Source organism: Streptomyces litchfieldiae (genome assembly GCF_031845365.1).
In the GTDB taxonomy this organism is placed as follows: domain Bacteria; phylum Actinomycetota; class Actinomycetes; order Streptomycetales; family Streptomycetaceae; genus Streptomyces; species Streptomyces litchfieldiae.
This window is the reverse complement of the sequence record NZ_JAVREL010000005.1, coordinates 248,615-268,491: the sequence shown is the minus strand read 5'-3', so window position 1 is coordinate 268,491 and position 19,877 is coordinate 248,615. Positions and strand designations below refer to the sequence as shown.

19 protein-coding genes and 1 riboswitch are annotated in these 19,877 nt (G+C 72.7%); of the genes, 10 read left to right on the top strand and 9 right to left on the bottom strand.

From position 1 onward, the window contains the following. Nucleotides 1-3 precede the first annotated feature (3 nt). Together RM590_RS11935 and RM590_RS11930 are read right to left on the bottom strand one after the other, a co-directional pair. A complete protein-coding gene (locus RM590_RS11935) occupies nucleotides 4-810 on the bottom strand; it encodes an SDR family NAD(P)-dependent oxidoreductase (protein ID WP_311704451.1) in 807 nt (268 codons plus the stop codon). Between the two features lie 130 nt (nucleotides 811-940). Further along, nucleotides 941-1,516, bottom strand: coding sequence for a TerD family protein (locus RM590_RS11930; protein ID WP_311704450.1), 576 nt, complete (start codon nucleotides 1,514-1,516; stop codon nucleotides 941-943). Nucleotides 1,517-1,659: 143 nt separating this feature from the next. On the opposite strand from RM590_RS11930, the gene arfB reads away from it, so the two are divergent. Beyond that, nucleotides 1,660-2,106 carry an alternative ribosome rescue aminoacyl-tRNA hydrolase ArfB gene (arfB, locus tag RM590_RS11925; protein ID WP_311704449.1) on the top strand — a complete coding sequence of 149 codons (447 nt, stop codon included), beginning with the start codon at nucleotides 1,660-1,662 and terminating at the stop codon, nucleotides 2,104-2,106. 134 nt (nucleotides 2,107-2,240) lie between these two features. Here arfB and RM590_RS11920 read toward each other — a convergent pair whose 3' ends face one another. Beyond that, nucleotides 2,241-2,825, bottom strand: coding sequence for a flavin reductase family protein (locus RM590_RS11920; RefSeq protein WP_394813854.1), 585 nt, complete (start codon nucleotides 2,823-2,825; stop codon nucleotides 2,241-2,243). 622 nt (nucleotides 2,826-3,447) lie between these two features. Between RM590_RS11920 and cdgB the strand changes: the two genes are divergently transcribed. Then, complete coding sequence (gene cdgB, locus RM590_RS11915; RefSeq protein ID WP_311704447.1) at nucleotides 3,448-5,058, top strand: diguanylate cyclase CdgB; 1,611 nt, start codon at nucleotides 3,448-3,450, stop codon at nucleotides 5,056-5,058. Nucleotides 5,059-5,179: 121 nt separating this feature from the next. After that, a complete protein-coding gene (locus RM590_RS11910) occupies nucleotides 5,180-6,106 on the top strand; it encodes a carbohydrate-binding protein (RefSeq protein WP_311704446.1) in 927 nt (308 codons plus the stop codon). On the opposite strand, the gene RM590_RS11905 is transcribed toward RM590_RS11910, so the two are convergent. From RM590_RS11905 to RM590_RS11890, 4 genes are read right to left on the bottom strand one after another with little or no spacing between them, the layout of a single operon-like run. Further along, nucleotides 6,103-6,945, bottom strand: coding sequence for a class II fructose-bisphosphate aldolase (locus tag RM590_RS11905; RefSeq protein WP_311704445.1), 843 nt, complete (start codon nucleotides 6,943-6,945; stop codon nucleotides 6,103-6,105). The genes RM590_RS11910 and RM590_RS11905 overlap by 4 nt on opposite strands. Next, complete coding sequence (nagA, locus tag RM590_RS11900; RefSeq protein WP_311704444.1) at nucleotides 6,942-8,084, bottom strand: N-acetylglucosamine-6-phosphate deacetylase; 1,143 nt, start codon at nucleotides 8,082-8,084, stop codon at nucleotides 6,942-6,944. The genes RM590_RS11905 and nagA overlap by 4 nt, the downstream gene beginning before the upstream one ends. Continuing rightward, nucleotides 8,081-9,040, bottom strand: a complete 960-nt coding sequence (locus RM590_RS11895) for an ROK family protein (protein WP_311704443.1) — start codon at nucleotides 9,038-9,040, stop codon at nucleotides 8,081-8,083. The genes nagA and RM590_RS11895 overlap by 4 nt, the downstream gene beginning before the upstream one ends. Nucleotides 9,041-9,082: 42 nt before the next feature. Beyond that, nucleotides 9,083-10,036: an SIS domain-containing protein gene (locus RM590_RS11890; RefSeq protein WP_311704442.1), complete on the bottom strand. Its 954-nt coding sequence runs from the start codon at nucleotides 10,034-10,036 to the stop codon at nucleotides 9,083-9,085. Nucleotides 10,037-10,232: 196 nt separating this feature from the next. Here RM590_RS11890 and RM590_RS11885 point away from each other — a divergent pair, with 196 nt between their 5' ends. Genes RM590_RS11885 through otsB form a run of 3 tightly spaced genes read left to right on the top strand, consistent with a single transcriptional unit; the run spans nucleotide 10,233 to nucleotide 12,677 of the window. Beyond that, complete coding sequence (locus tag RM590_RS11885; protein ID WP_311704441.1) at nucleotides 10,233-11,522, top strand: ABC transporter substrate-binding protein; 1,290 nt, start codon at nucleotides 10,233-10,235, stop codon at nucleotides 11,520-11,522. Nucleotides 11,523-11,575: 53 nt separating this feature from the next. Next, a complete protein-coding gene (locus tag RM590_RS11880) occupies nucleotides 11,576-11,839 on the top strand; it encodes a DUF3263 domain-containing protein (protein ID WP_311704440.1) in 264 nt (87 codons plus the stop codon). Between the two features lie 10 nt (nucleotides 11,840-11,849). Beyond that, nucleotides 11,850-12,677 (top strand): trehalose-phosphatase, encoded by an 828-nt coding sequence (gene otsB, locus RM590_RS11875; RefSeq protein ID WP_394813853.1) that lies wholly within the window; start codon nucleotides 11,850-11,852, stop codon nucleotides 12,675-12,677. A 96-nt stretch (nucleotides 12,678-12,773) separates the two neighbouring features. Here otsB and RM590_RS11870 read toward each other — a convergent pair whose 3' ends face one another. Together RM590_RS11870 and RM590_RS11865 are read right to left on the bottom strand one after the other, a co-directional pair. Continuing rightward, nucleotides 12,774-14,249 (bottom strand): alpha,alpha-trehalose-phosphate synthase (UDP-forming), encoded by a 1,476-nt coding sequence (locus RM590_RS11870; RefSeq protein ID WP_311704438.1) that lies wholly within the window; start codon nucleotides 14,247-14,249, stop codon nucleotides 12,774-12,776. 113 nt (nucleotides 14,250-14,362) lie between these two features. Beyond that, nucleotides 14,363-15,328, bottom strand: coding sequence for a glucosyl-3-phosphoglycerate synthase (locus RM590_RS11865; protein WP_311704437.1), 966 nt, complete (start codon nucleotides 15,326-15,328; stop codon nucleotides 14,363-14,365). Nucleotides 15,329-15,558: 230 nt separating this feature from the next. Next, a riboswitch (SAM riboswitch) is annotated at nucleotides 15,559-15,698 on the top strand. A gap of 15 nt (nucleotides 15,699-15,713) precedes the next feature. Here RM590_RS11865 and thrC point away from each other — a divergent pair. The 4 genes from thrC to groL all read left to right on the top strand — a co-directional run bounded on the left by thrC (nucleotide 15,714) and on the right by groL (nucleotide 19,836). Beyond that, entirely contained in the window at nucleotides 15,714-17,012 is a 1,299-nt protein-coding gene (gene thrC, locus RM590_RS11860) for a threonine synthase (protein WP_311704436.1), read from the top strand. Further along, nucleotides 17,009-17,284, top strand: coding sequence for a MoaD/ThiS family protein (locus RM590_RS11855; protein ID WP_311704435.1), 276 nt, complete (start codon nucleotides 17,009-17,011; stop codon nucleotides 17,282-17,284). Before thrC ends, RM590_RS11855 begins: the two co-directional genes overlap by 4 nt. Before the next feature lie 434 nt (nucleotides 17,285-17,718). Beyond that, on the top strand, nucleotides 17,719-17,922 hold the full coding sequence (locus RM590_RS11850; RefSeq protein ID WP_010035953.1) for a cold-shock protein: 204 nt from the start codon (nucleotides 17,719-17,721) through the stop codon (nucleotides 17,920-17,922). Nucleotides 17,923-18,207: 285 nt separating this feature from the next. Further along, a complete protein-coding gene (gene groL, locus RM590_RS11845; RefSeq protein ID WP_311704434.1) occupies nucleotides 18,208-19,836 on the top strand; it encodes a chaperonin GroEL in 1,629 nt (542 codons plus the stop codon). Nucleotides 19,837-19,877: the final 41 nt, after the last annotated feature.

Genomic DNA, 19,877 nt, shown 5'->3' with positions numbered 1-19,877 from the left:
GGCTCAGCCGAGGGCGCGGGCGATGAGGGTGTCGGACAGCTCGGTGAGCCGGCGCCGCGCTTGACGGTCGTACGCCTGCTCGTCGGCGCGGGCGGGGCGCTCGCCGTCGAAGTAGCCGCCGGTGCCCGGATCGGCGTCGTCGATCAGGCGCAGCACCGCGCGGGCGCCCGTCTCGACGGTGTTCCAGGGGGCGATGCCGCCCTCGCGGACCATGGTGGTGTCCATGAACGTGGCGGGGTGCAGCGCGTTGACCAGGGCGCCGTCGAGCCGCTCGGCGAGGTCGAAGGTGTACATGATCTGGGCCAGCTTGCTCTGCGCGTAGGCGCCCATCACGGTGTGGCCGCGCTCCAGCATCGGATCGTCGAAGTCGATGGCCTGCTGGCCGACGGAGGCCACGTTGACGACGCGGGCCGGCGCGGAGGCGCGCAGCAGCGGCAGCAGCCGCTCCGTCAGGCGGTAGCCGGCCAGGTAGTTGACCGCGAACCGCAGCTCGACGCCGTCCCGGCTCAGCTCGCGCCCGGCGTGCGGGGCGCCGCCGATGCCCGCGTTGTTCACCAGGACGTCCAGCCGGTCGTGGCGGGCCAGCACCTCGTCGGCGAGCCGGTCCACCTGCCGCAGCTCGGCGAAGTCGGCCAGCAGCACATCGGCGCGGTCGGCCGCCCCGGTGGCCCGCTGGATCTCCTCCCGCACCTGTGCCGCCCGCTCGGCGCTGCGCCCGTGGACGATGACGCGGTCGCCGCGCTCGGCCAGGCGCAGCGCCAGATACCGCCCGAGGCCGTCGGACGACCCGGTGATCAGGATGGTTCGCATGCCCGCAGCGTAATTCGAGACGCGACGTCTTGCAATTGCCTCCCTGCCCCGCTGGCTCCAAACCGCGCCGGACGCACGGAAGCCGGTGGCCCCGGACGGGGACCACCGGCTTCCGCCGTGCCGTGACCGCTCAGACGTTCACACCGAAGTCCTGCGCGATGCCCGCCAGGCCGGAGGCGTAGCCCTGGCCGACCGCGCGGAACTTCCACTCCGCGCCGCTGCGGTAGAGCTCGCCGAAGACCATGGCGGTCTCCGTGGAGGCATCCTCGGTCAGGTCGTAGCGGGCGATCTCGGCGCCGCCCGCCTGGTTCAGCACGCGGATGAACGCGTTGCGGACCTGGCCGAAGTTCTGCCCGCGGTTGTCGGCGTCGTGGATCGACACCGGGAACACGATCTTGTCGACCTCGGCCGGCAGGCCGGCCAGGTTCACCTTGATCTGCTCGTCGTCGCCCTCGCCCTCACCCGTCAGGTTGTCCCCGGTGTGCTGGATCGTCCCGTCCGGCGTCGCCAGGTTGTTGTAGAAGACGAAGTGCTGGTCCGAGACGATCTTGCCGCTCGAGTTCACCCCCAAGGCGCTCGCGTCCAGGTCGAAGTCGGCACCCGTGGTGGTGCGGACGTCCCAGCCGAGGCCGACGGTGACGGCGGTCAGGCCCGGCGCCTCCTTGCTCAGCGAGACGTTGCCACCCTTGGACAGGCTCACACCCATGTAGATCCCCTTATTCGTTTCGCTCAGGGTCGCCTTTGCGATGACGTTACTCTCACTGTCCCCAACGATGTCGAGGGGTTGGCAGGTTCCACGCGGTTCGTGCCGAAAAAACCGGCGTGCGCGGCCGGGCGGGGCAGGGGACCATGGAACGCATGTCCGGTCCGTATGTCATTCGCGGCTCGGTCTCCGTGCCGGAGTCCGAGCTCCGGTGGCGTTTCTCACGCTCCTCCGGGCCGGGTGGCCAGCACGTCAACACCAGCGACACCCGGGTCGAGGTGCTCTTCGACCTCGCCGCCACGCACGCGCTGCCCGAGGTCTGGAAGGAACGGGCCCTGGAGCGGCTGGCCGAGCGCCTGAGCGACGGGGTGGTGACCGTGCGGGCGAGCGAGCACCGCTCCCAGTGGCGGAACCGCGAGACGGCCGCCCGGCGGCTGGCCGCGCTGCTGGCGGAGGCGTCCGCGCCGCCGCCCCGGCCGCGCAAGCCGCGGCGGGTGCCGCGCGGGGTCACCGAGCGCCGGCTGGCGGACAAGCGCCGCCGCTCCGAGGTGAAGCGCGGCCGCGGCCGCGGCCGCCCGCAGGGCCTGGATTAGGCCCTGTCCGGCCGGTCTGGCCGGGCCCTTGACTCCCCCGGCTAACTCCCCCAGCTAACTCCCCCAGCTAACGCTGGGAGGTGCCCCCAGGGAGGTGCCCCCAGCGGGACCCCAATCGACCGACCGGACAGGACCTATCCCAGCCGCCGGTAGCCGCCCCGGAAGTACAGGAGGGGACCGCCCGCGGACGCCGGGAGCGCGGCGCGCAGGACCCGGCCGATCACCAGCGTGTGATCGCCGGCCGCCACCCGCTGCTCGGTCCGGCACTCCACGGTCGCCAGCGCGCCCTTCAGCAGCGGCGCCCCGGTGACCTCCCCGAGCACGTGCGGCACGTCCTGGAAGAGCAGCCGGTCGCTGAGCCGTCCCTTCATCGCGAACCGTCCGGCCGTCGCCCGGTGGTCCTCGGCCAGCACCGACGCCGCCCACAGCGGCTGGCGCTCCAGCAGCTCGTCCATCCGCGAGCCCTCGCGCACGCTCACCAGCACCAGCGGGGGGTCCAGCGACACGGACAGGAACGCCGTCGCCGTCATCCCGGCCGCCGCCCCGCGCGGCCCGTCCTCCTCGTCGTGGGCCGTCACCAGCACCACGCCGGCCGCGAGCCGGGCCATGGCGCCGCGGAACTCCTCCTCGCTCACCCCCTCAGGATGCGGGAAGGGCTGGGTCTGCTGCGCTGGTAGGGACACGCCAAAACGGTAAGCGCCGCACCCCCGCCCGCGCATCGGGCCAGAGGACTAGGGCCTGTATCGAGTTCCCGCCCGGGCCCGCGACGCCAGTCACGGCACCTCGCCGCTCCCCCAGACTCCGTCTGGGAGGTGCCCCCAGCCGAATCGCGCGAATACGGCCGGGTATGAGCTGCGATCCGGTGCCTTGCGATGCACCGCGTCTGACGCCGCGGGCTGATCCGACCGGGAACTCGATACCGGCCCTAGGGCCTCTCTGGAGTCCCCGCCCGGGCCCACGACTCCCCCGGCTAACTCCCCCAGCTAACACCGGGAGGTGCCCCCAGGGAGGCGCCCCCAGCCGAATCGCGCGAATACTCCCCCAGACTTCGTCCGGGAGGTGCCCCCATGCGTATGAGCTGTGATCCGGCGCCTTGCTGGGGGTACCTCCCAGGCCCCCAAGGGCCTGGGGGGGGGCACCCCGTCTGACGTCCTGGGCTGATCCGACCGGAAACGCCAAAACCTCCGAGGCAGGACGTCGTACGACCCGCGACCGACCCCTTCCGCAGTGTGACATGAGTCACAGTAGGCGACTAATTGCTGACCCTGTGTACCTAGTGGGCAGCTCATTGTGATTCAGTGGCCTGTGTATCTGCACGTGCATTCCGCGCCCGGGGGAGTGATGGAAACGGAGACGGAGCCCTATGTGCGCCTCGCCTCACTGCGGGAGCTGCACCAGGTCGTCGCTCAGCTCAACACCGCCCGCAGCATGGCGGACACCCTCCAGACCATCGCCGACGGCGCCGTGGCCGCGCTGGGCTTCGAGCTCGCCGCCGTCAACCTCGTGAGACCCGACGGAGACCTCCTCGTCGCCGCCGTCGCGGGCAACGACAAGGCCGAGGCCGCCATCGCCGGCCGCACCGGCTCCCGGGAGTCCTGGGAGCGGCGCCTGGCCATGGGGACGCGCTGGGGCGAGCTGAGGTTCATCCCCTACACCGAGGGCTGGGTCCTCGACCACGACGACGTTCCGCAGTGGCACACCACCGGGCCCGCGCCTCGTTACCCCGAGGAGTGGCACCCCATGGACCGGCTCTTCGCCCCCATGTACGCCTCGGACGGCGAGCTGCTCGCCGTGCTGGAGGTGGACCGCCCGCGCAACGGCCGCCGCCCCGGCGCCTGGGGCTGCGAGGCGCTCCAGCTCTACGCCTCCCAGGCCGCCATAGCCATCAGCAACGCCCGCCTCCGGGGGAACATGCAGCGGGCCCTCATCCGGCTGGAGCGCGAGCAGCAGGCGCTGCGGGCCAGCGAGGAGAGCTTCCGGCAGGCGTTCGAGTACGCGCCCAGCGGCATGGCCATCGCCGAGGTCGGCGGCGACAACAACGGCCGCCTCATCAAGGTCAACGACGCGCTGTGCCGACTGCTCGGCCGACCCGGCGCGGTGCTGCGCCGCTACAGCTTCGCCGACCTGGTGCACCCCGAGGACACCGGCGTGCTGCTGCGCACCTCGGCCGAGGGCGGACGCGCCGAGCTGCGGCTGGCCCGGCGCGACGGCTCCTACGTCTGGGTCTCCCTGCGGAACTCGGTGGTCGCCGACGCCGCCGACGGGCCGCAGGTCCAGCTCACCCACGTCGAGGACATCGAGGAGCGCAAGCGCCACGAGCTGGCGCTCGCCCACCGCGCCAGCCACGACTCGCTGACCGGGCTGCCCAACAGCGCGGAGCTGCGCGCCCGGCTCGGCGGCCGGATCTGCGACACCCCGCCGGACCGCTACGGGCGGGACTCGGTCCCGGCCGGCGGCCGGATCACCGACGCGTTCGAGGGCCTGGGCACGCCCCCGCCGCGGCCCTACGACCTCCACGAGCACGTCTACACGCCGGAGGCTCCCGGCGGCGACGGCAAGGGACTGGCCGTTCTCTTCTGTGATCTGGACGGCTTCAAGTCCATCAACGACCGGTTCGGCCATGTATGTGGCGATGCCGTGCTCGTCGAGGTCGCCCGCCGCCTGGAGCAGGGCGTCCGGGACAACGACACGGTCGCCCGGCTCGGCGGCGACGAGTTCGTCGTGCTGGCCGAGGGGCTCGGCCCGGCCGAGGCGTCCGACCTGGCGGTCCGGCTGCGGAACGGGATCATCCCGCCGATCCGCGTCGAGGGCCGTTCGGTCCGGGTCGGCGCGAGCTTCGGCATCGGGTGGGCGGCGTGCGGGATGACGACCGAGGAGGTGCTGGAGTCGGCCGACCAGCGCATGTACGTGGAGAAGCGCTCCCGGTCCCAGGGCAGGCGCCGGGCGGGCTGACCGCGCGCCCGGCCGGGCCCGGCGCCGGACGGTCGGCGCTGTCGTCCGAACGGGGTAGGCTCGCGCCCGTACGGCAGGTGGGGGAATCGCAGTATCAGCGGTATGTAAGGAGCGGCAGTCGATGAGCGCGGGGCACACGGGCCAGGGCACGCCCGACGAGGGCGACGACCCCTTCGCCTACCTCTATCGACCGGAGAACGGCCAGGCGCAGGCGCCGCAGGGGCCGCGGCAGCCCTCGTACAACCAGGTCCGCCCGGTGGGGGAGCGGACCTTCGGCGGCCAGCAGGGCCACCGTCAGCCGCCCGCCCAGCCGCCGCGCCCGGACGCGTACTACGCCGCGCCCGAGACCCAGCCCGGCGGCACCCCGCCCTACGGCGGCCCGCCCGACCGCCGCCGGCCCGCTCCCGAGCCCCGGCGCAACGGGCTGCTGATCGGCGCCATCGCCGTCGTCGTCGCCGTGGTGCTGGGCGTCGGCGCGGCGATCCTGTTCAGCGGCGACGAGAACGACCCCGAGGCGGGCGGCGGCTCCACCACCGAGCCCACGGACGACGGCGGCGACGGCGGCGGCGAGGAGCCGACCGACGACCCGTCGGACGACCCCACCGATGAGGAGCCGGACCCGGGCGAGCTGCCCGCGGCCGAGCTCACCGACCTCCAGTTGGGCAACGGCGCCGCCGTGGCCTCCGAGATAGGCGGCGCCCGCTCGGCGGACGGCTCCTACATCGCCATCCAGGGCGCGCCGGGCTCCACCGTCACCTGGACGTTCGACTTCACGGGCGAGCCCGGCCTGTACCGCCTGTACACCGGATACTCGACCGTCACCGAGGGCCAGGGCATGTCGTTCGCGGTGAACGGCACCCCGCGCACCGACCCGGTGAACATGAAGGACTACGCCACCGGCAGCGACCAGTGGGATTCGAGCTGGGTCAGCACCTACAACCAGGTGGAGCTGAAGGAGGGGGCGAACACCGTTCAGTTCACCTGCACCAGCTCCTGTGACGTGATCATCGACCAGATGTACATCACCGAGGACCGCGACCAGTCCTAGCCAGTGGCCAGCGCCCGCAGGAAGCGCACCACCGTCGCCGTCATCGCCGTCCGGCCCGCCGCGAGGTAGCGGCGGGGGTCCACGCCGTCCGGGTCGGCCGCGAGGTGGGCCCGCACGGCGCGGGTCAGCGCGGCGTTCAGCGCGGTGCCCACATTGATCTTGGTGAGGCCGGCCGCCACCCCCCGGCGCAGCTCCCCGTCGGGCACGCCGGAGGAGCCGTGTAACACCAGCGGCACCCCGACCGCCGTCCGCAGCCTGGCTATCAGCCCGTGGTCCAGGGCGGCGGTCCGTTCCGTCATGGCGTGGCTGCTGCCCACCGCCACCGCCAGCGCGTCCACGCCCGTGTCCCCGACGAAGCCCGCGGCCTCCGCCGGATCGGTGCGCACGCCGGGGGTGTGGGCGTCCCCGGGCTTGCCGCCGATCCGGCCCAGCTCGGCCTCCACCAGCAGTCCGTGCCGATGGCCGAAGCGCACGGCGGCGGCGGTGGCGCGGACGTTCTCCGCGTACGGCAGCGCCGAGGCGTCGAACATCACCGAGCCGAACCCCGCCGCGGGCGCCGCGCGCAGCAGCGCCTCGCTCGTGACATGGTCCAGGTGCAGCGCGAGCGGCGCGCGGGCCTCGCGCGCCAGCGCCGTGAGCGCCGCGGCCAGCGGCGCGAGCCGCCCGCCGTGGTGCGCCACCGCGTTTTGCGAGACCTGGAGGACGGCAGGCGCGCCGGCCGCGTCCGCGCCCGCCGCCACCGCCTGCGCGTGCTCCAGCGTGATCACGTTGAACGCGGCCAGGGCGCGGCCCGCGGCGCCGGCGTCTCGCAGCAGCTCGGCGCAGGCCACCAGGGTCACGGCCGCACCAGCCACTCGCCCTTGCGCATGACGCCCACGAGCCCGAACTCCCCGTCCAGGACCACGAGATCGGCGTCCTTGCCCTCCTCGATCGAGCCCACGCGGTCGTCGGCGCCCAGCAGCCGGGCGGGGGTGGCGGACAGCGCCCGGACCACCTCGGTCACCGGCAGCCCGTCCACCGTGACGGCGCGGTGGAAGGCGCGGTCCAGGGTGAGGGTGGAGCCGGCGATGGCCCCGCCCTCGGCGAGCCGGGCGACGCCGCCGGACACCTCGACCTTGAGCGGCCCCAGCGGATACAGGCCGTCGCCCATCCCGGCCGCGCCCATGGCGTCGGTGATGAGCGCCACGCGGTCACCGCCGGCCGTGCGGAAGGCCAACTGGAGCACGGACGGGTGCAGATGGGTGCCGTCGTCGATCAGCTCAAGGGTGATCCGCTCGTCCTCCAGCAGCGCCGCGATCGGCCCGGGGGAGCGGTGGGCCAGCGGCGGCATCGCGTTGAACAGGTGGGTGGCCACGGTCGCGCCGGCCTCGATGGCCCGCCGCGTCACCTCGTAGGTGGCGTCGGTGTGGCCGACCGCCGCGATCACGCCGTTGTCGCGCAGCAGCCGCACCGACTCGATGCCGCCGGGGAGTTCGGGCGCGAGCGTCAGCATCCGGGCCGCGCCGCGCGCCGCGTCGAGCAGCTTGCGCACCGCGGCCGGGTCGGGGTCGCGCAGCAGGCCGGGGTCGTGCGCGCCGCACCGGTTGGCGGCGATGAACGGGCCCTCGAAGTGGATGCCGGCCAGTTCGCCCTGCTCCACCAGCTCGGACAGCACGCCCGCCTGGACGCCCAGCTCGCCCAGGTCGCCGGTGACGGTGGAGGCCACCATGGTCGTGGTGCCGTGCGCGCGGTGGGTCCCGATGGCGCGCAGCGCCTCCTCCGCCGAGCCGGCCGAGAACGAGGCGCCGCCGCCGCCGTGCACATGCAGATCGACGAAGCCGGGCACGACCCAGTGGCCGGTGAGGTCCAACTCGGCGACGCCGTCCGGCTCTTCGCGGCGGTCCCCGGCGATCCGGGTGCCCTCGACCGTCACCCGGCCGTCCTCGACGACTCCGGTGGGCCGGACCACGTTCGCGCCGGTGAGCACGGTGCGCTTCATGACGGGGAAACCTCCGCGTGGGTAGGGAGCGTGGTGTGGTCCCAGGCGAGCAGGCCCGCGCCCAGGCAGCCGGCGGCGTCTCCGAGCGCCGCCGGCACGATGGTGGGGAGCCGCTGGTACGTGGCCTTCGCCGCGAGGGCGGCGTGCAGCGGCGCGAGGAGCGTCTCGCCCGCCTCGGCGAGCCCGCCGCCGACTATGACGGTCGCCGGGTCGAGCAGGGTGATCGCGGTGAGCAGGCCGTCGGCCAGGCCGTCCACGGCCTCCCGCCACAGCGACACCGCGCGCGGGTCGCCGTCGGCCACCGCGCGGGCCGCGTCGGCGGCGGTGGCGCCCGGCGTGCCGGAGGCGGCGGCCCAGGCGCGGCCGACGGCGGCGGCCGAGGCCACCGTCTCCAGGCAGCCGCGCTGGCCGCAGCCGCAGCGGGCGCCGCCCGGCCGGATCACGACGTGTCCGAGATCACCCGCGCCGCCGCGCGCGCCGGGCTCCACCCGGCCCTCGATCCCGATGGCCCCGGAGATGCCGGTGCCCAGCGCGACGAACAGGAAACGGGCCTCGCCCGCCGCGGCGCCCAGCCGCCCCTCGGCCAGCCCACCGGCGCGCACGTCGTGGCCCAGCGCGACGGGCACGCCGTCGAGCCGTTCGCTCACCATCCGGCGCAGGGGCACGTCCCGCCAGCCGAGGTTGGCCGAGTAGACCGCGACGCCCGCCCGTTCGTCCACGATCCCGGGCACGGCGACCCCGGCGGCGGCCGGCGGGCGGCCGAAGCGGTCCAGCCCCGCGCCGCGCAACTCGTCGGCGAAGTCCAGGATTCCGGCCACCACGGCGGCCGGGTCACCGGCCCCCGGCGTGGGCCGGCGCGCCTGGTACAGCGCCTTGTTGTCCCGCCCGGTCAGTGCGGCTTTCAGCACGGTGCCGCCCACGTCGAGGGCGATCACGTAGTTCTCCTGGAGACTCACACGCGCCAGTCTCGCCCGAGACGGGGGAAGAGGTCTAGTCCACTACGGAAGGATCACCGAGCGCGTCAGATGACGGGGCCGGTCCGGATCCAGCCCGCGGGCCACCGCCACCGCCACCGCGAGCCGCTGCACGCGCACCAGATCCGCCATCGGATCCACACCCGGCGCCGTCACCAGCAGCCCGCCCGCGCGCCGCACGTCCTCCGCCAGCCCCTCCGGCGCCGCGCCGAACAGCCACACCACCCGCCCCGGCCCCGCGATCGAGACGGGCCCGTGCCGGTACTCCATCGCCGGATACGCCTCCGTCCAGACGCCCGCCGCCTCCCGCATCTTCAGCGCCGCCTCCAGCGCCAGCCCATACGTCCAGCCCCGGCCCAGGAACGTCCACTGCCCGGCCGTCAGCGCCTCCTGCGGCAGTTCGTCGCCCAGCCCGGCCGCCGCGTCCGCCGCCGCCCCGGCCACCGTGCCCACCCCGGGCGGCAGCGCCCCCGCCGCCTCCAGACCGGCCCGCAGGAACGCCAGCGCGCTCGTCGCGAACCGCGTCTGGACCACCGACTCCTCGTCCGCGTAGTCCAGCACCGCCACATGCGGCGCCGCCCGCAGCACCGGCGCGGCCGGGTCGGCGGTCAGCGCCAGCACCGGGGTGTCCGGCCGCCGCTGCCGCAACACGCCCAGCAGCTCCAGCACTTCGGTCGTCGTCCCGGACCGGGTGATGGCCACCACCCGGTCGTAGCCGCGCCCCACCGGGAACTCGGAGGCCGGATGCGCGTCCGTCTCGCCCTGCCCGGCCGCCTCGCGCAGCGCCGCGTACGCCTGCGCCATGAACCACGAGGTGCCGCAGCCGGTCACCGCCACCCGCTCGCCGGGCCGCGGCAGCGCGGCGGCGAACCCCGCGGCGCGCACGCCGCGGACGTCGTCGGCGGCCCGCAGCCAGCACTCCGGCTGGGTGGCGATCTCCCGTGCGGTGTGGGAGGTTTTGGACGTATTGGGAGACATGTACGGCTCCTCGCCGGTCGATTCGGTCCCGAATAGGGGGTAAGGGCGTGGCGCACAGGGGCTGTTGTTAAAGCGATACCACTGGTGGGGATGCTGTGACGGCCCTCGGCAGGGCAGACTCTGACTTTTGGGTGCCACCGGGGGCGCGGGTGCACACCCGAAAACGCAGCAATCAGGACACAAAGGGGAAGTCAACGTGCGACGTCGGCGGTTCATGGGCCTGACGGCAGGTCTCACCAGCGCCATCGGCCTCTCGGCAACGACCACGGCATGTGGCGGATCGGGCGGCGGCGACGGCCACTTGCGGATGCTCGCCGCCGAACTCACCGACGACGGCAGCTCCCAGCGCTACTGGGAGGAGCTGGTCGCCGACTTCAACGCGGAACACCCCGACATCCAGGTGACCGTCACCCTCGTCCCCTTCGCGGAGGCCACCGAGGAGGCCGCCCGGCTGGTCGCGGAGGGCGACGCGCCGGACCTCGCGCAGCTCGCGTCGTTCGCCGAGTTCGCCACCCAGGGCCAGCTCTACAGCGCCAACGACGTGCTCAACGTGCCCGTCCAGAGCGACTTCATACCCGCCGTCGCCGCGGCGGGCGAGGTGCGGCGCATCCAGTACGCCATGCCCGTCTTCGCCATCATCCAGCGGCTCTTCTACAACAAGGCCCTCTTCGACCAGGCCGGGCTCGACCCCGACTCCCCGCCGCAGAGCTGGAACGAACTGCTCGACGCGGCCAGCGCGCTGCGCACGGCGGACGTGCCCATCCCGTTCGGCCTGCCCTTCGGCCACTCCGACTCGCACGTCGAGGCGGTGCTGTGGATGCTCGCCGGCGGCGGGCACCTCACCGACGCGGCGGGCAGCTACACCATCGAATCCCCGGCCAACGTCGAGACGTTCACCTGGCTGCGCGACGAGCTGACCGGCCAGGGCCTGACCGGCGAGGCCAAGCCGGAGGAGACCGGCCGCCACGACCTGTACGAGCAGTTCGTCTCCGGCCGCGTCGGCATGCTCACCGCCGACCCGATGCTGCTGCCGCTGTGCGAGGCGGCGGGGCTCGACGCCGGCACCGGGACCGTGCCCGGCCGCCGCGGCGCCAGCCTGTCCACCGTGGGCGAGGCGTCCTGGCTGCTCGCCTTCAACCAGCACGGCAAGCGCGAGCAGATAGGCACCTTCCTCAACTGGGCGTTCTCCGGCGGCTACGAGAACGTCAGCGGCTTCGCCGACGAGAACCAGCTCCTGCCGATCTCCACCCCCACCAGCCAGGCCATGGCCGTCTCGGACTCCCCGAACCACCAGCGCCTGCGGCCCTTCATCGACGAGCTGCCGAGCGCCACGTTCTTCCCCTCCGGCAAGGTCTCCTGGAACACCGTCGCCCTGGACATCTCCCGGGAGATCGGCAACACCGTGCGCGAGGGCAGCGACGTCGCCGACATCCTCGGCCGGCTCCAGAGCGCGGCCGAGGAGGCCGACCGGGACGCGGAGGCCTGACGCCCGTTCCGGGCCGCCGGGCGGTGTCCGAGGCGCCGCTTACACTGACCCGGATGACCAGCCAGCCGGAGCACGCCGCGGGAGACGGCGCGGACGGTCTCAGCGACCGGGACCGCGCCGTCCTCGCCGTCGAGCGCCGCGCGTGGCCGGGCCCCGGCACGAAGGAGCGGGCCATCCGCGAGCGCCTCGGCATCTCGCCCACGCGCTACTACCAGTTGCTCAACGCCCTGCTGGACGATCCCCTCGCCCTCGCCCACGACCCGGTCATGGTCAACCGCCTGCGCCGGGTGCGCGAGGCGCGCCGCCGGCGCCGGTAAAGTCATGTACATGGGCAGCCTCCCCGTACCCTCGACGGACGCCGGCCGCGCCGGCCTCACGGCACTTCTCGACCAGCCGGAACGAGCCCTGATCGCCGTCGACTTCGACGGCACCCTGGCCCCCATCGTGGCCGACCCCGAGCAGGCCAGGCCGCACCCCGACGCGGTGCCCGCGCTGGCCCGGCTCGCCGGGCGGGTGGCCGTCGTCGCCGTCATCACCGGCCGCCCCGCCGAAGTGGCCGTCCGCCTCGGCGGCTTCGCGGGCCACCCCGAGCTGGCGGGCCTCACCGTGCTGGGCGCATATGGCGCGGAGCGCTGGGACGCGGCCACCGGGGAGCTGCGCACCCCGCCGCCGCACGAGGGCGTCGCCGCCGCGCGCGCCGAGCTGCCCGCGCTGGTCACCGGCACCGGGGCGTTCATCGAGGACAAGGGCGGCGCGCTGGCTGTCCACACCCGCCGCGCACCCGACCCGGTCGGCGCGTTCGCCGCGCTGCGCGACCCACTGGCCGCGCTCGCCGCCCGGCACCGCCTCGCCCTGGAGCCGGGCCGCCTGGTGCTGGAGCTGCGCCCGCCGGGCATGGACAAGGGCGCGGCCCTGACCGCACTGGCCCGGGAGTCGGGCGTCGGCTCGGTGCTGTACGCGGGCGACGACCTGGGCGACCTGGCCGCGTTCGAGGCGGTCGCCGAACTCCGCGACACGGGCGTGGCCGGCCTGCGGGTGTGCAGCGGCAGCACCGAAGTCCAGGAACTGGCCGCAGCCACCGACATCACGGTCAACGGCCCCGAAGGCGTCGCCCACCTTCTGGCCACCCTGGCCGACCACCTGCGGGCCCCATAAGGGGCGCGAGGCGGTGACATTGTGCGGCTCCGCCGCGTGGGCGCGACCAGCCACGAACGACCGGCATATACGCGACGGCAGTCCCAGCCAACGGCTTCAGCCGCGCAACGCGGCGAGCTGCTCCAAGAACCACGTCTGCGGCGGCAGCGCCGTCGCCGCCGCGGACAGCCGCTTCGTGCGGCGATCCCGCTCGTCCGCGTCCATCGACAGCGCCCGGTGCAGCGCCTCCGCCGTGCCGGCGATGTCGTACGGGTTGACCAGAAGCGCGTCCTCGCCCAGCTCGGCCGCGGCCCCCGCCTCCCGGGAGAGTACCAGCGCGCATCCCCGCTCGGAGACGACCGGCACCTCCTTGGCGACCAGGTTCATCCCGTCGCGGATCGGGTTCACCAGGGCGACGTCCGCCATGCGATAGGCCGCCAGCGAACGCGCGAAGTCGTCCTTCACATGCAGCACCACCGGCGTCCAGCCCTCCGTGCCGAACGCCGCGTTGATCTCCTCGGCCACCCGCGACACCTCGGCCGTGTACTCCCGGTAGACCGCCAGGTCCTGCCGCGAGGGGTAGGCGAACGCGACGTGCGTCACCCGCCCCCGCCACTGCGGCCGGTCGGTCAGCAGCCGACGGTAGGCCAGCAGGCCCCGCACGATGTTCTTCGACAGCTCGGTGCGGTCCACCCGCACGATCGTCCGCCGGTCGCCGACCTGCGCGCGCAGCGCGGCCAGCCGCTCGTCCACATCCGGCCGGAACGCCCGTTCCCGCAGGAACTCCGCGTCGGCCCCCAGCCCGTGCACGCCCAGCCGCGTGGTCCGGCCGCCGTGCGTGACCGTGAGGCCGTCCGCCTCCGACATCTCCGCGCCCAGCACGTCGGCGCAGCAGGCGGCGAACGCGCGCGCCCAGCGCCGGGTGAGGAACGCCGCGCGGTCCGCGCCCAGGATGCCGAGCAGCACCCGCCGGGCGATCGCGTCCGGCAGCACCCGGAACAGCTCGGGCGGCGCCCACGGCGTGTGCGAGAAGTGCCCCACCCGCAGGTCCGGGCGCCGCTCGCGCAGCAGCCCGGGCACCAGCGACAGGTGGTAGTCCTGCACGAGCACGGCCGAGCCGGGGGCGGCGTCCTCGGTGAGCGCGTCGGCGAAGGCCGCGTTGTACGCCGCGTACTCGCTCCACTGCGCCTCGAAGGCGGCGTCGAAGACCGGCTCGAACGGGGTCTGGTACAGCAGGTGATGGATGAACCACAGAACGGAGTTGGCCACGCCGTTGTACGCGGCCTCGAACGTCCCGGCGGGGATGTCCAGCATCCGCACCGCCTGGCCGCCCGTGTCGGCCGGGTCCAGTCGGGACCCGAAGCGGGCCACGGCCGCCCGGTCGCCCTCGCCCAGCGCGGCGCAGATCCAGGTGCCGGTGCCGGGGCGGAGGGCGCTGAGGCCGGTGACCAGGCCGCCGCCCCCGCGCCGCGCGGTGAGCGAGCCGTCCTCGCCCAGGGTGAAGCTCACCGGGCCGCGGTTGGACGCGACGAGGACCTGACCCTCGGTGTCGGGCCCCGGGGGGTGCTCGGCGGAGTGCTCGGTGGCAGTCACGCGCGGAGGCTTGCCAATCGCGGCACTCGCGAAACGTGGGCCCCATCACACCGCCCCGGTTTCACACCGTCGGGTGGCGGTGAAACCGGGGCGGTGACGCGCTCGGACAACGACTACGCCGCCTGCCGCGCCGTGTACTCGGGGATGGTCGCCATGGGCGGGCGCTCCTCCGCGTTGATCGGGTGGGTGAGCGCGGTGAACCCGCCCTCCTCGGTGCGCTCGAACTGGGTCAGGCCCAGCCGGATGGGCAGCACCGAGCCGGGCAGCCGGCTCTGCGCGGTGCGCATGATCGCGGCCGCCATCCGGCCCAGGGCCTGCCCGTCCTGGTGTCGGTGCTTGCGCACGCCGACGTCGACCTGGCCCACGGCGTCGAGGCCGACCAGGTTGAGGGTGTCGATGAGCATGCCCAGCTCCACGCCGTAGCCCACCGGGAACGGCAGCCGCTCCAGCAGCGAACGGCGGGCCGCGTACTCGCCGCCCAGCGGCTGCACCACGCCGGCCAGCAGCGGCCAGTGCAGGTTCAGCAGGGGGCGGGCGACCAGCTCGGTGACCCGGCCGCCCTGCTTGGCGCCGGACGGGTTGTCCCCGAGGGGCCGGTCGTACATCGCCTTGACCAGTTGCACGCCGGTCTCGGTGAGCAGGGGCCCGACGATGCCGGAGACGAACCGCGAGTCGAAGTCCCGCAGGTCCGCGTCCACGAAACAGATGATCTCGCCGCTGGCGGCCAGCAGGGACCGCCACAGCACTTCGCCCTTGCCCGGAACGGATGGCACCCGCGGCAGGATCTCGTCGCGGTGCACCACCTTGGCCCCCGCCGCGGCGGCGACCTCCGAGGTGCGGTCGGTGGAGCCGGAGTCCACCACCATCAGCTCATCGATCAGTGGCACGTCCTCCATCAGGTCACGCCGGAGCGTTTCCACGATGGCACCGACGGTAGCCTCCTCGTTCAGCGCGGGGAGAACCACGCTGATGCTCCCGGCCGCACCCGCCGCGCGCTTCGCGCGCATGAGCTGCGGCAGCGGGCGGTCGGCGGCGTCCCAGGACCGGCGGCCCAGCCACTCCTCTGCCTCATCCAGCACGAATGTCGCTCCTGTTCGCATTCGGCCACATTTACATCCGTATGGCCGTACTGCCCCTTCCTGGTGGAGTCCGAACCCGTCGGGACCAGGTTTCTTCGGCGATTCTTCCGAATCGGCCAAAGGCGTCTCGCGGATCGGACGGCCCGGGCCATTGTGCGGGCCGTCCGTTACAGTCTCGAACAGCGCAGGTGTCCTCCGCATATCGGGAACACCTGCCGACAACTGCATACCGCTCATCCAGAGGGGCAGAGGGAACGGCCCGTTGAAGCCCCGGCAACCCTTCCGCCGGATCTCGTGACGACGCGAGGCTCCCGGTGGGGAAGGTGCCAATTCCGGCCTGCGGCGAGAGGCGTCGCGGGGAAGATGAGGAGAGGGCCTCGTACCCATGTCTGTGCCAACAGTCACCGCGTCCGCACGCAACGCCACCCCGGCCGTCGATCTCGGCCCCGCCGTGGCGCTCTCCTGCCGGGAGTGCGGGGAGCGCTTCCCGCTCACTCCGGCCTTCGCGTGCGAGTCCTGTTTCGGCCCGCTGGAGATCGCCTACGATCTGCCGGCGGGCGACCCCGAGGGCCTGCGTCGCCGCATCGAGGCGGGCCCCGCGAACATCTGGCGTTACGCCCCGTTGCTGCCCGTGCCCGCCGACGTGGCCGGCAAGCCGAACATGAACCCCGGCTGGACGCCGCTGGTCAAGGCCGACCGGCTGGCCGCCGAGCTGGGCGTCACCGGCGGCCTGTACGTGAAGGACGACTCGGGCAACCCGACCCACTCCTTCAAGGACCGGGTCGTCGCCAACGCCGTCGAGGCCGCCCGTGCCTTCGGCTTCACCACGCTCTCCTGCTCCTCCACGGGGAACCTGGCCGGCGCCGTCGGCGCCGCCGCGGCCCGCGCGGGCCTGCGGGCCTGCGTCTTCATCCCGCACGACCTGGAGCAGCCCAAGGTCGTCATGGCCGCGGTGTACGGCGGCGACGTCGTCGGCATCGAGGGCACCTACGACGATGTCAACCGCTTCTGCAGCGAGCTCATCGGCGACCCCGCCGGGGAGGGCTGGGGCTTCGTCAACGTGAACCTCCGCCCGTACTACGCGGAGGGCTCCAAGACGCTGGCCTACGAGATCTGCGAGCAGCTCGGCTGGCGGCTGCCGGACCAGCTCGTCGTCCCGATCGCCTCCGGCTCCCAGCTCACCAAGATCGACAAGGGGCTGAAGGAGCTGATCGCGACCGGTCTGGTCGAGGACCGCCCCTACAAGATCTTCGGCGCCCAGGCGACCGGCTGCTCGCCCGTGGCGCAGGCGTACAAGGCCGGCCACGACGTGGTCCGGCCGGTGCGCCCCGAGACCATCGCCAAGTCGCTGGCCATCGGGAACCCGGCCGACGGCCCCTATGTGCTGGACATCGCGCGGCGCACCGGCGGCGCGGTCGAGGACGTGTCGGACGAGCAGGTCGTGGACGCCATCAAGCTGCTCGCCCGCACCGAGGGGATCTTCGCCGAGACCGCGGGCGGGGTGACCGTGGGGGTGACCCGCAAGCTGATCGAGGCCGGCGTGCTCGACCCCACGCTGACCACGGTCGTCCTGAACACCGGCGACGGCCTCAAGACCCTGGACGCGGTGGAACCGACCACCGGTCCGTCCGCGATCATCCGTCCGAACCTGGACTCGTTCCGAGAGGCTGGCCTCGCATCATGAGCGTTACTGTCCGAATCCCGACCATCCTCCGTACCTACACCGGCGGTCAGGCCGAGGTCTCCGCCGAGGGCGGGACGCTCGCCGAGGTGCTGGCCGACCTGGAGCGGAACCACCAGGGCATCTCCGCGCGGGTGCTGGACGACGAGGGCAGGCTGCGCCGTTTCGTGAACGTTTACGTGAACGACGACGACGTCCGTTTCGCCGATGGGCTGGGCACTGCGACGCCCGACGGCGCCGGCGTCTCGATCATCCCGGCGGTCGCCGGAGGCTGACATTCCGTTTCCGTTACGACCGCCCCGCGCCTTCTCGGGTTCGGGGCGGCCGCGCGTTCCCGGGCGCTAGAGTGAGCGTGTCCCCTTCAGCATGAGCGTTTCCCCGGCGTTCAGCAGTGTGCTCCGCATGTGAATTCACGACACTTGCCGCCAAGAATATGCGCCGAATCGGTGCACCAATTGTCGGGTTGGCACTTTTGGGGTGCGGAGAAACATTCAACTTTCTACTCTTGTGCGGTATTTGCCCGTTCTGATCCGTCAAGAATTCTCTGCCGAATGGCCTGTTGCACTGGGCGTCCGTCCAGATACATTCAGCGGCGGTCGACGCGTTCCGGCGCACACCCCCCGACCGCCCGGGGGTGGGGTCTGAGAGGTCTGACCCGGGTCCGCGAAGTGCGGTCTCGTGAAAGGGCCAGCAAAATGGGGAGTTAGGAATGGCTCAGGGCACCGTCAAGTGGTTCAACGCGGAGAAGGGCTACGGCTTCATCGCGGTAGACGGTGGTGCGGACGTGTTCGTCCACTACAGCGCGATTCAGATGGACGGCTACCGCACTCTGGAAGAGGGACAGCGGGTCGAGTTCGAGATCTCGCAGGGACAGAAGGGTCCACAGGCCGACATGGTCCGAGTGAGCGCCTGAATCGCCGACCGCACCGCGACCTCCGAACAGGGCTCGCACCCAGCCGGGTGCGAGCCCTGACGCGTGCCCGGTTCCGCGCCGGCGCCGCCCCTGTCTGCTTGCACTCTCATGGCCAGAGTGCTAATCATGGGCGTTAGCACTCTGAAGGTGAGAGTGACAGCAAGGACCGGTTCGGTGAGGTCACGAGGCCGGCGGAGCAAGGAGCCGCCGGGTCCCGGGGCCGTCCGTCGCGGGCGCCAGCGCGGTCCGGAGCAATCCACCCCAGTCCTGGGAGGACCACTTCACATGGCCAAGATCATCGCGTTCAACGAGGAGGCGCGGCGCGGCCTTGAGCGCGGGATGAACCAGCTCGCTGACGCCGTCAAGGTCACGCTCGGCCCCAAGGGCCGGAATGTCGTGCTGGAGAAGAAGTGGGGCGCCCCCACGATCACCAACGACGGTGTGTCGATCGCCAAGGAGATCGAGCTCGAGGACTCCTACGAGAAGATCGGCGCCGAGCTCGTCAAGGAAGTAGCCAAGAAGACGGACGACGTGGCCGGTGACGGCACGACCACGGCGACCGTGCTGGCGCAGGCGCTGGTCCGCGAGGGCCTGCGCAACGTGGCCGCCGGCGCCAACCCGATGGCCCTCAAGCGGGGCATCGAGGCCGCGGTCGAGAAGGTCTCCGAGGCCCTGCTGAACCAGGCCAAGGAGGTCGAGACCAAGGAGCAGATCGCCTCCACCGCCTCCATCTCCGCCGGTGACACCCAGATCGGCGAGCTGATCGCCGAGGCCATGGACAAGGTCGGCAAGGAAGGCGTCATCACCGTCGAGGAGTCGCAGACCTTCGGGCTGGAGCTGGAGCTCACCGAGGGCATGCGCTTCGACAAGGGCTACATCTCGGCGTACTTCGCGACCGACATGGAGCGCATGGAGGCCGAGCTCGAGGACCCGTACATCCTCATCGTCAACTCCAAGGTCAGCAACGTGAAGGACCTCCTTCCGCTGCTGGAGAAGGTCATGCAGTCGGGCAAGCCGCTGCTGATCATCGCCGAGGACGTGGAGGGCGAGGCGCTGTCCACCCTCGTCGTCAACAAGATCCGTGGCACCTTCAAGTCCGTCGCCGTCAAGGCCCCGGGCTTCGGCGACCGCCGCAAGGCGATGCTGGGTGACATCGCGATCCTCACCGGCGGCCAGGTCATCTCCGAGGAGGTCGGCCTCAAGCTGGAGAACGCGACCCTCGACCTGCTGGGCCGGGCCCGCAAGGTCGTCATCACCAAGGACGAGACGACCATCGTCGACGGTGCGGGCGACAGCGACCAGGTCCAGGGCCGGGTCAACCAGATCCGCGCCGAGATCGAGGCCTCCGACTCGGACTACGACCGCGAGAAGCTCCAGGAGCGCCTCGCGAAGCTGGCCGGCGGCGTGGCCGTCATCAAGGCCGGTGCCGCCACCGAGGTGGAGCTGAAGGAGCGCAAGCACCGCATCGAGGACGCGGTGCGCAACGCCAAGGCCGCCGTCGAGGAGGGCATCGTCGCCGGTGGTGGCGTGGCCCTGCTCCAGGCGTCCAGCGTCTTCGACAAGCTGGAGCTGGAGGGCGACGAGGCCACGGGTGCCGCCGCGGTGCGGCTGGCCCTGGAGGCCCCGCTGAAGCAGATCGCGGTCAACGCCGGCCTCGAGGGCGGCGTCGTGGTCGAGAAGGTGCGGAACCTCACCCCGGGTCACGGCCTGAACGCCGCGACCGGTGAGTACGTCGACATGCTGGCCAACGGCATCATCGACCCGGCCAAGGTCACGCGCTCCGCGCTGCAGAACGCCGCCTCCATCGCGGCGCTCTTCCTGACCACCGAGGCCGTCATCGCCGACAAGCCGGAGAAGGCCGCCGCCGGCGCCGGCGACGCGGCCGGTGGCATGGGCGGTGGCATGGACTTCTGAGTCCATCCGCGTCCCTGCCAGCAGGGTGCAAGGGGCGGCAT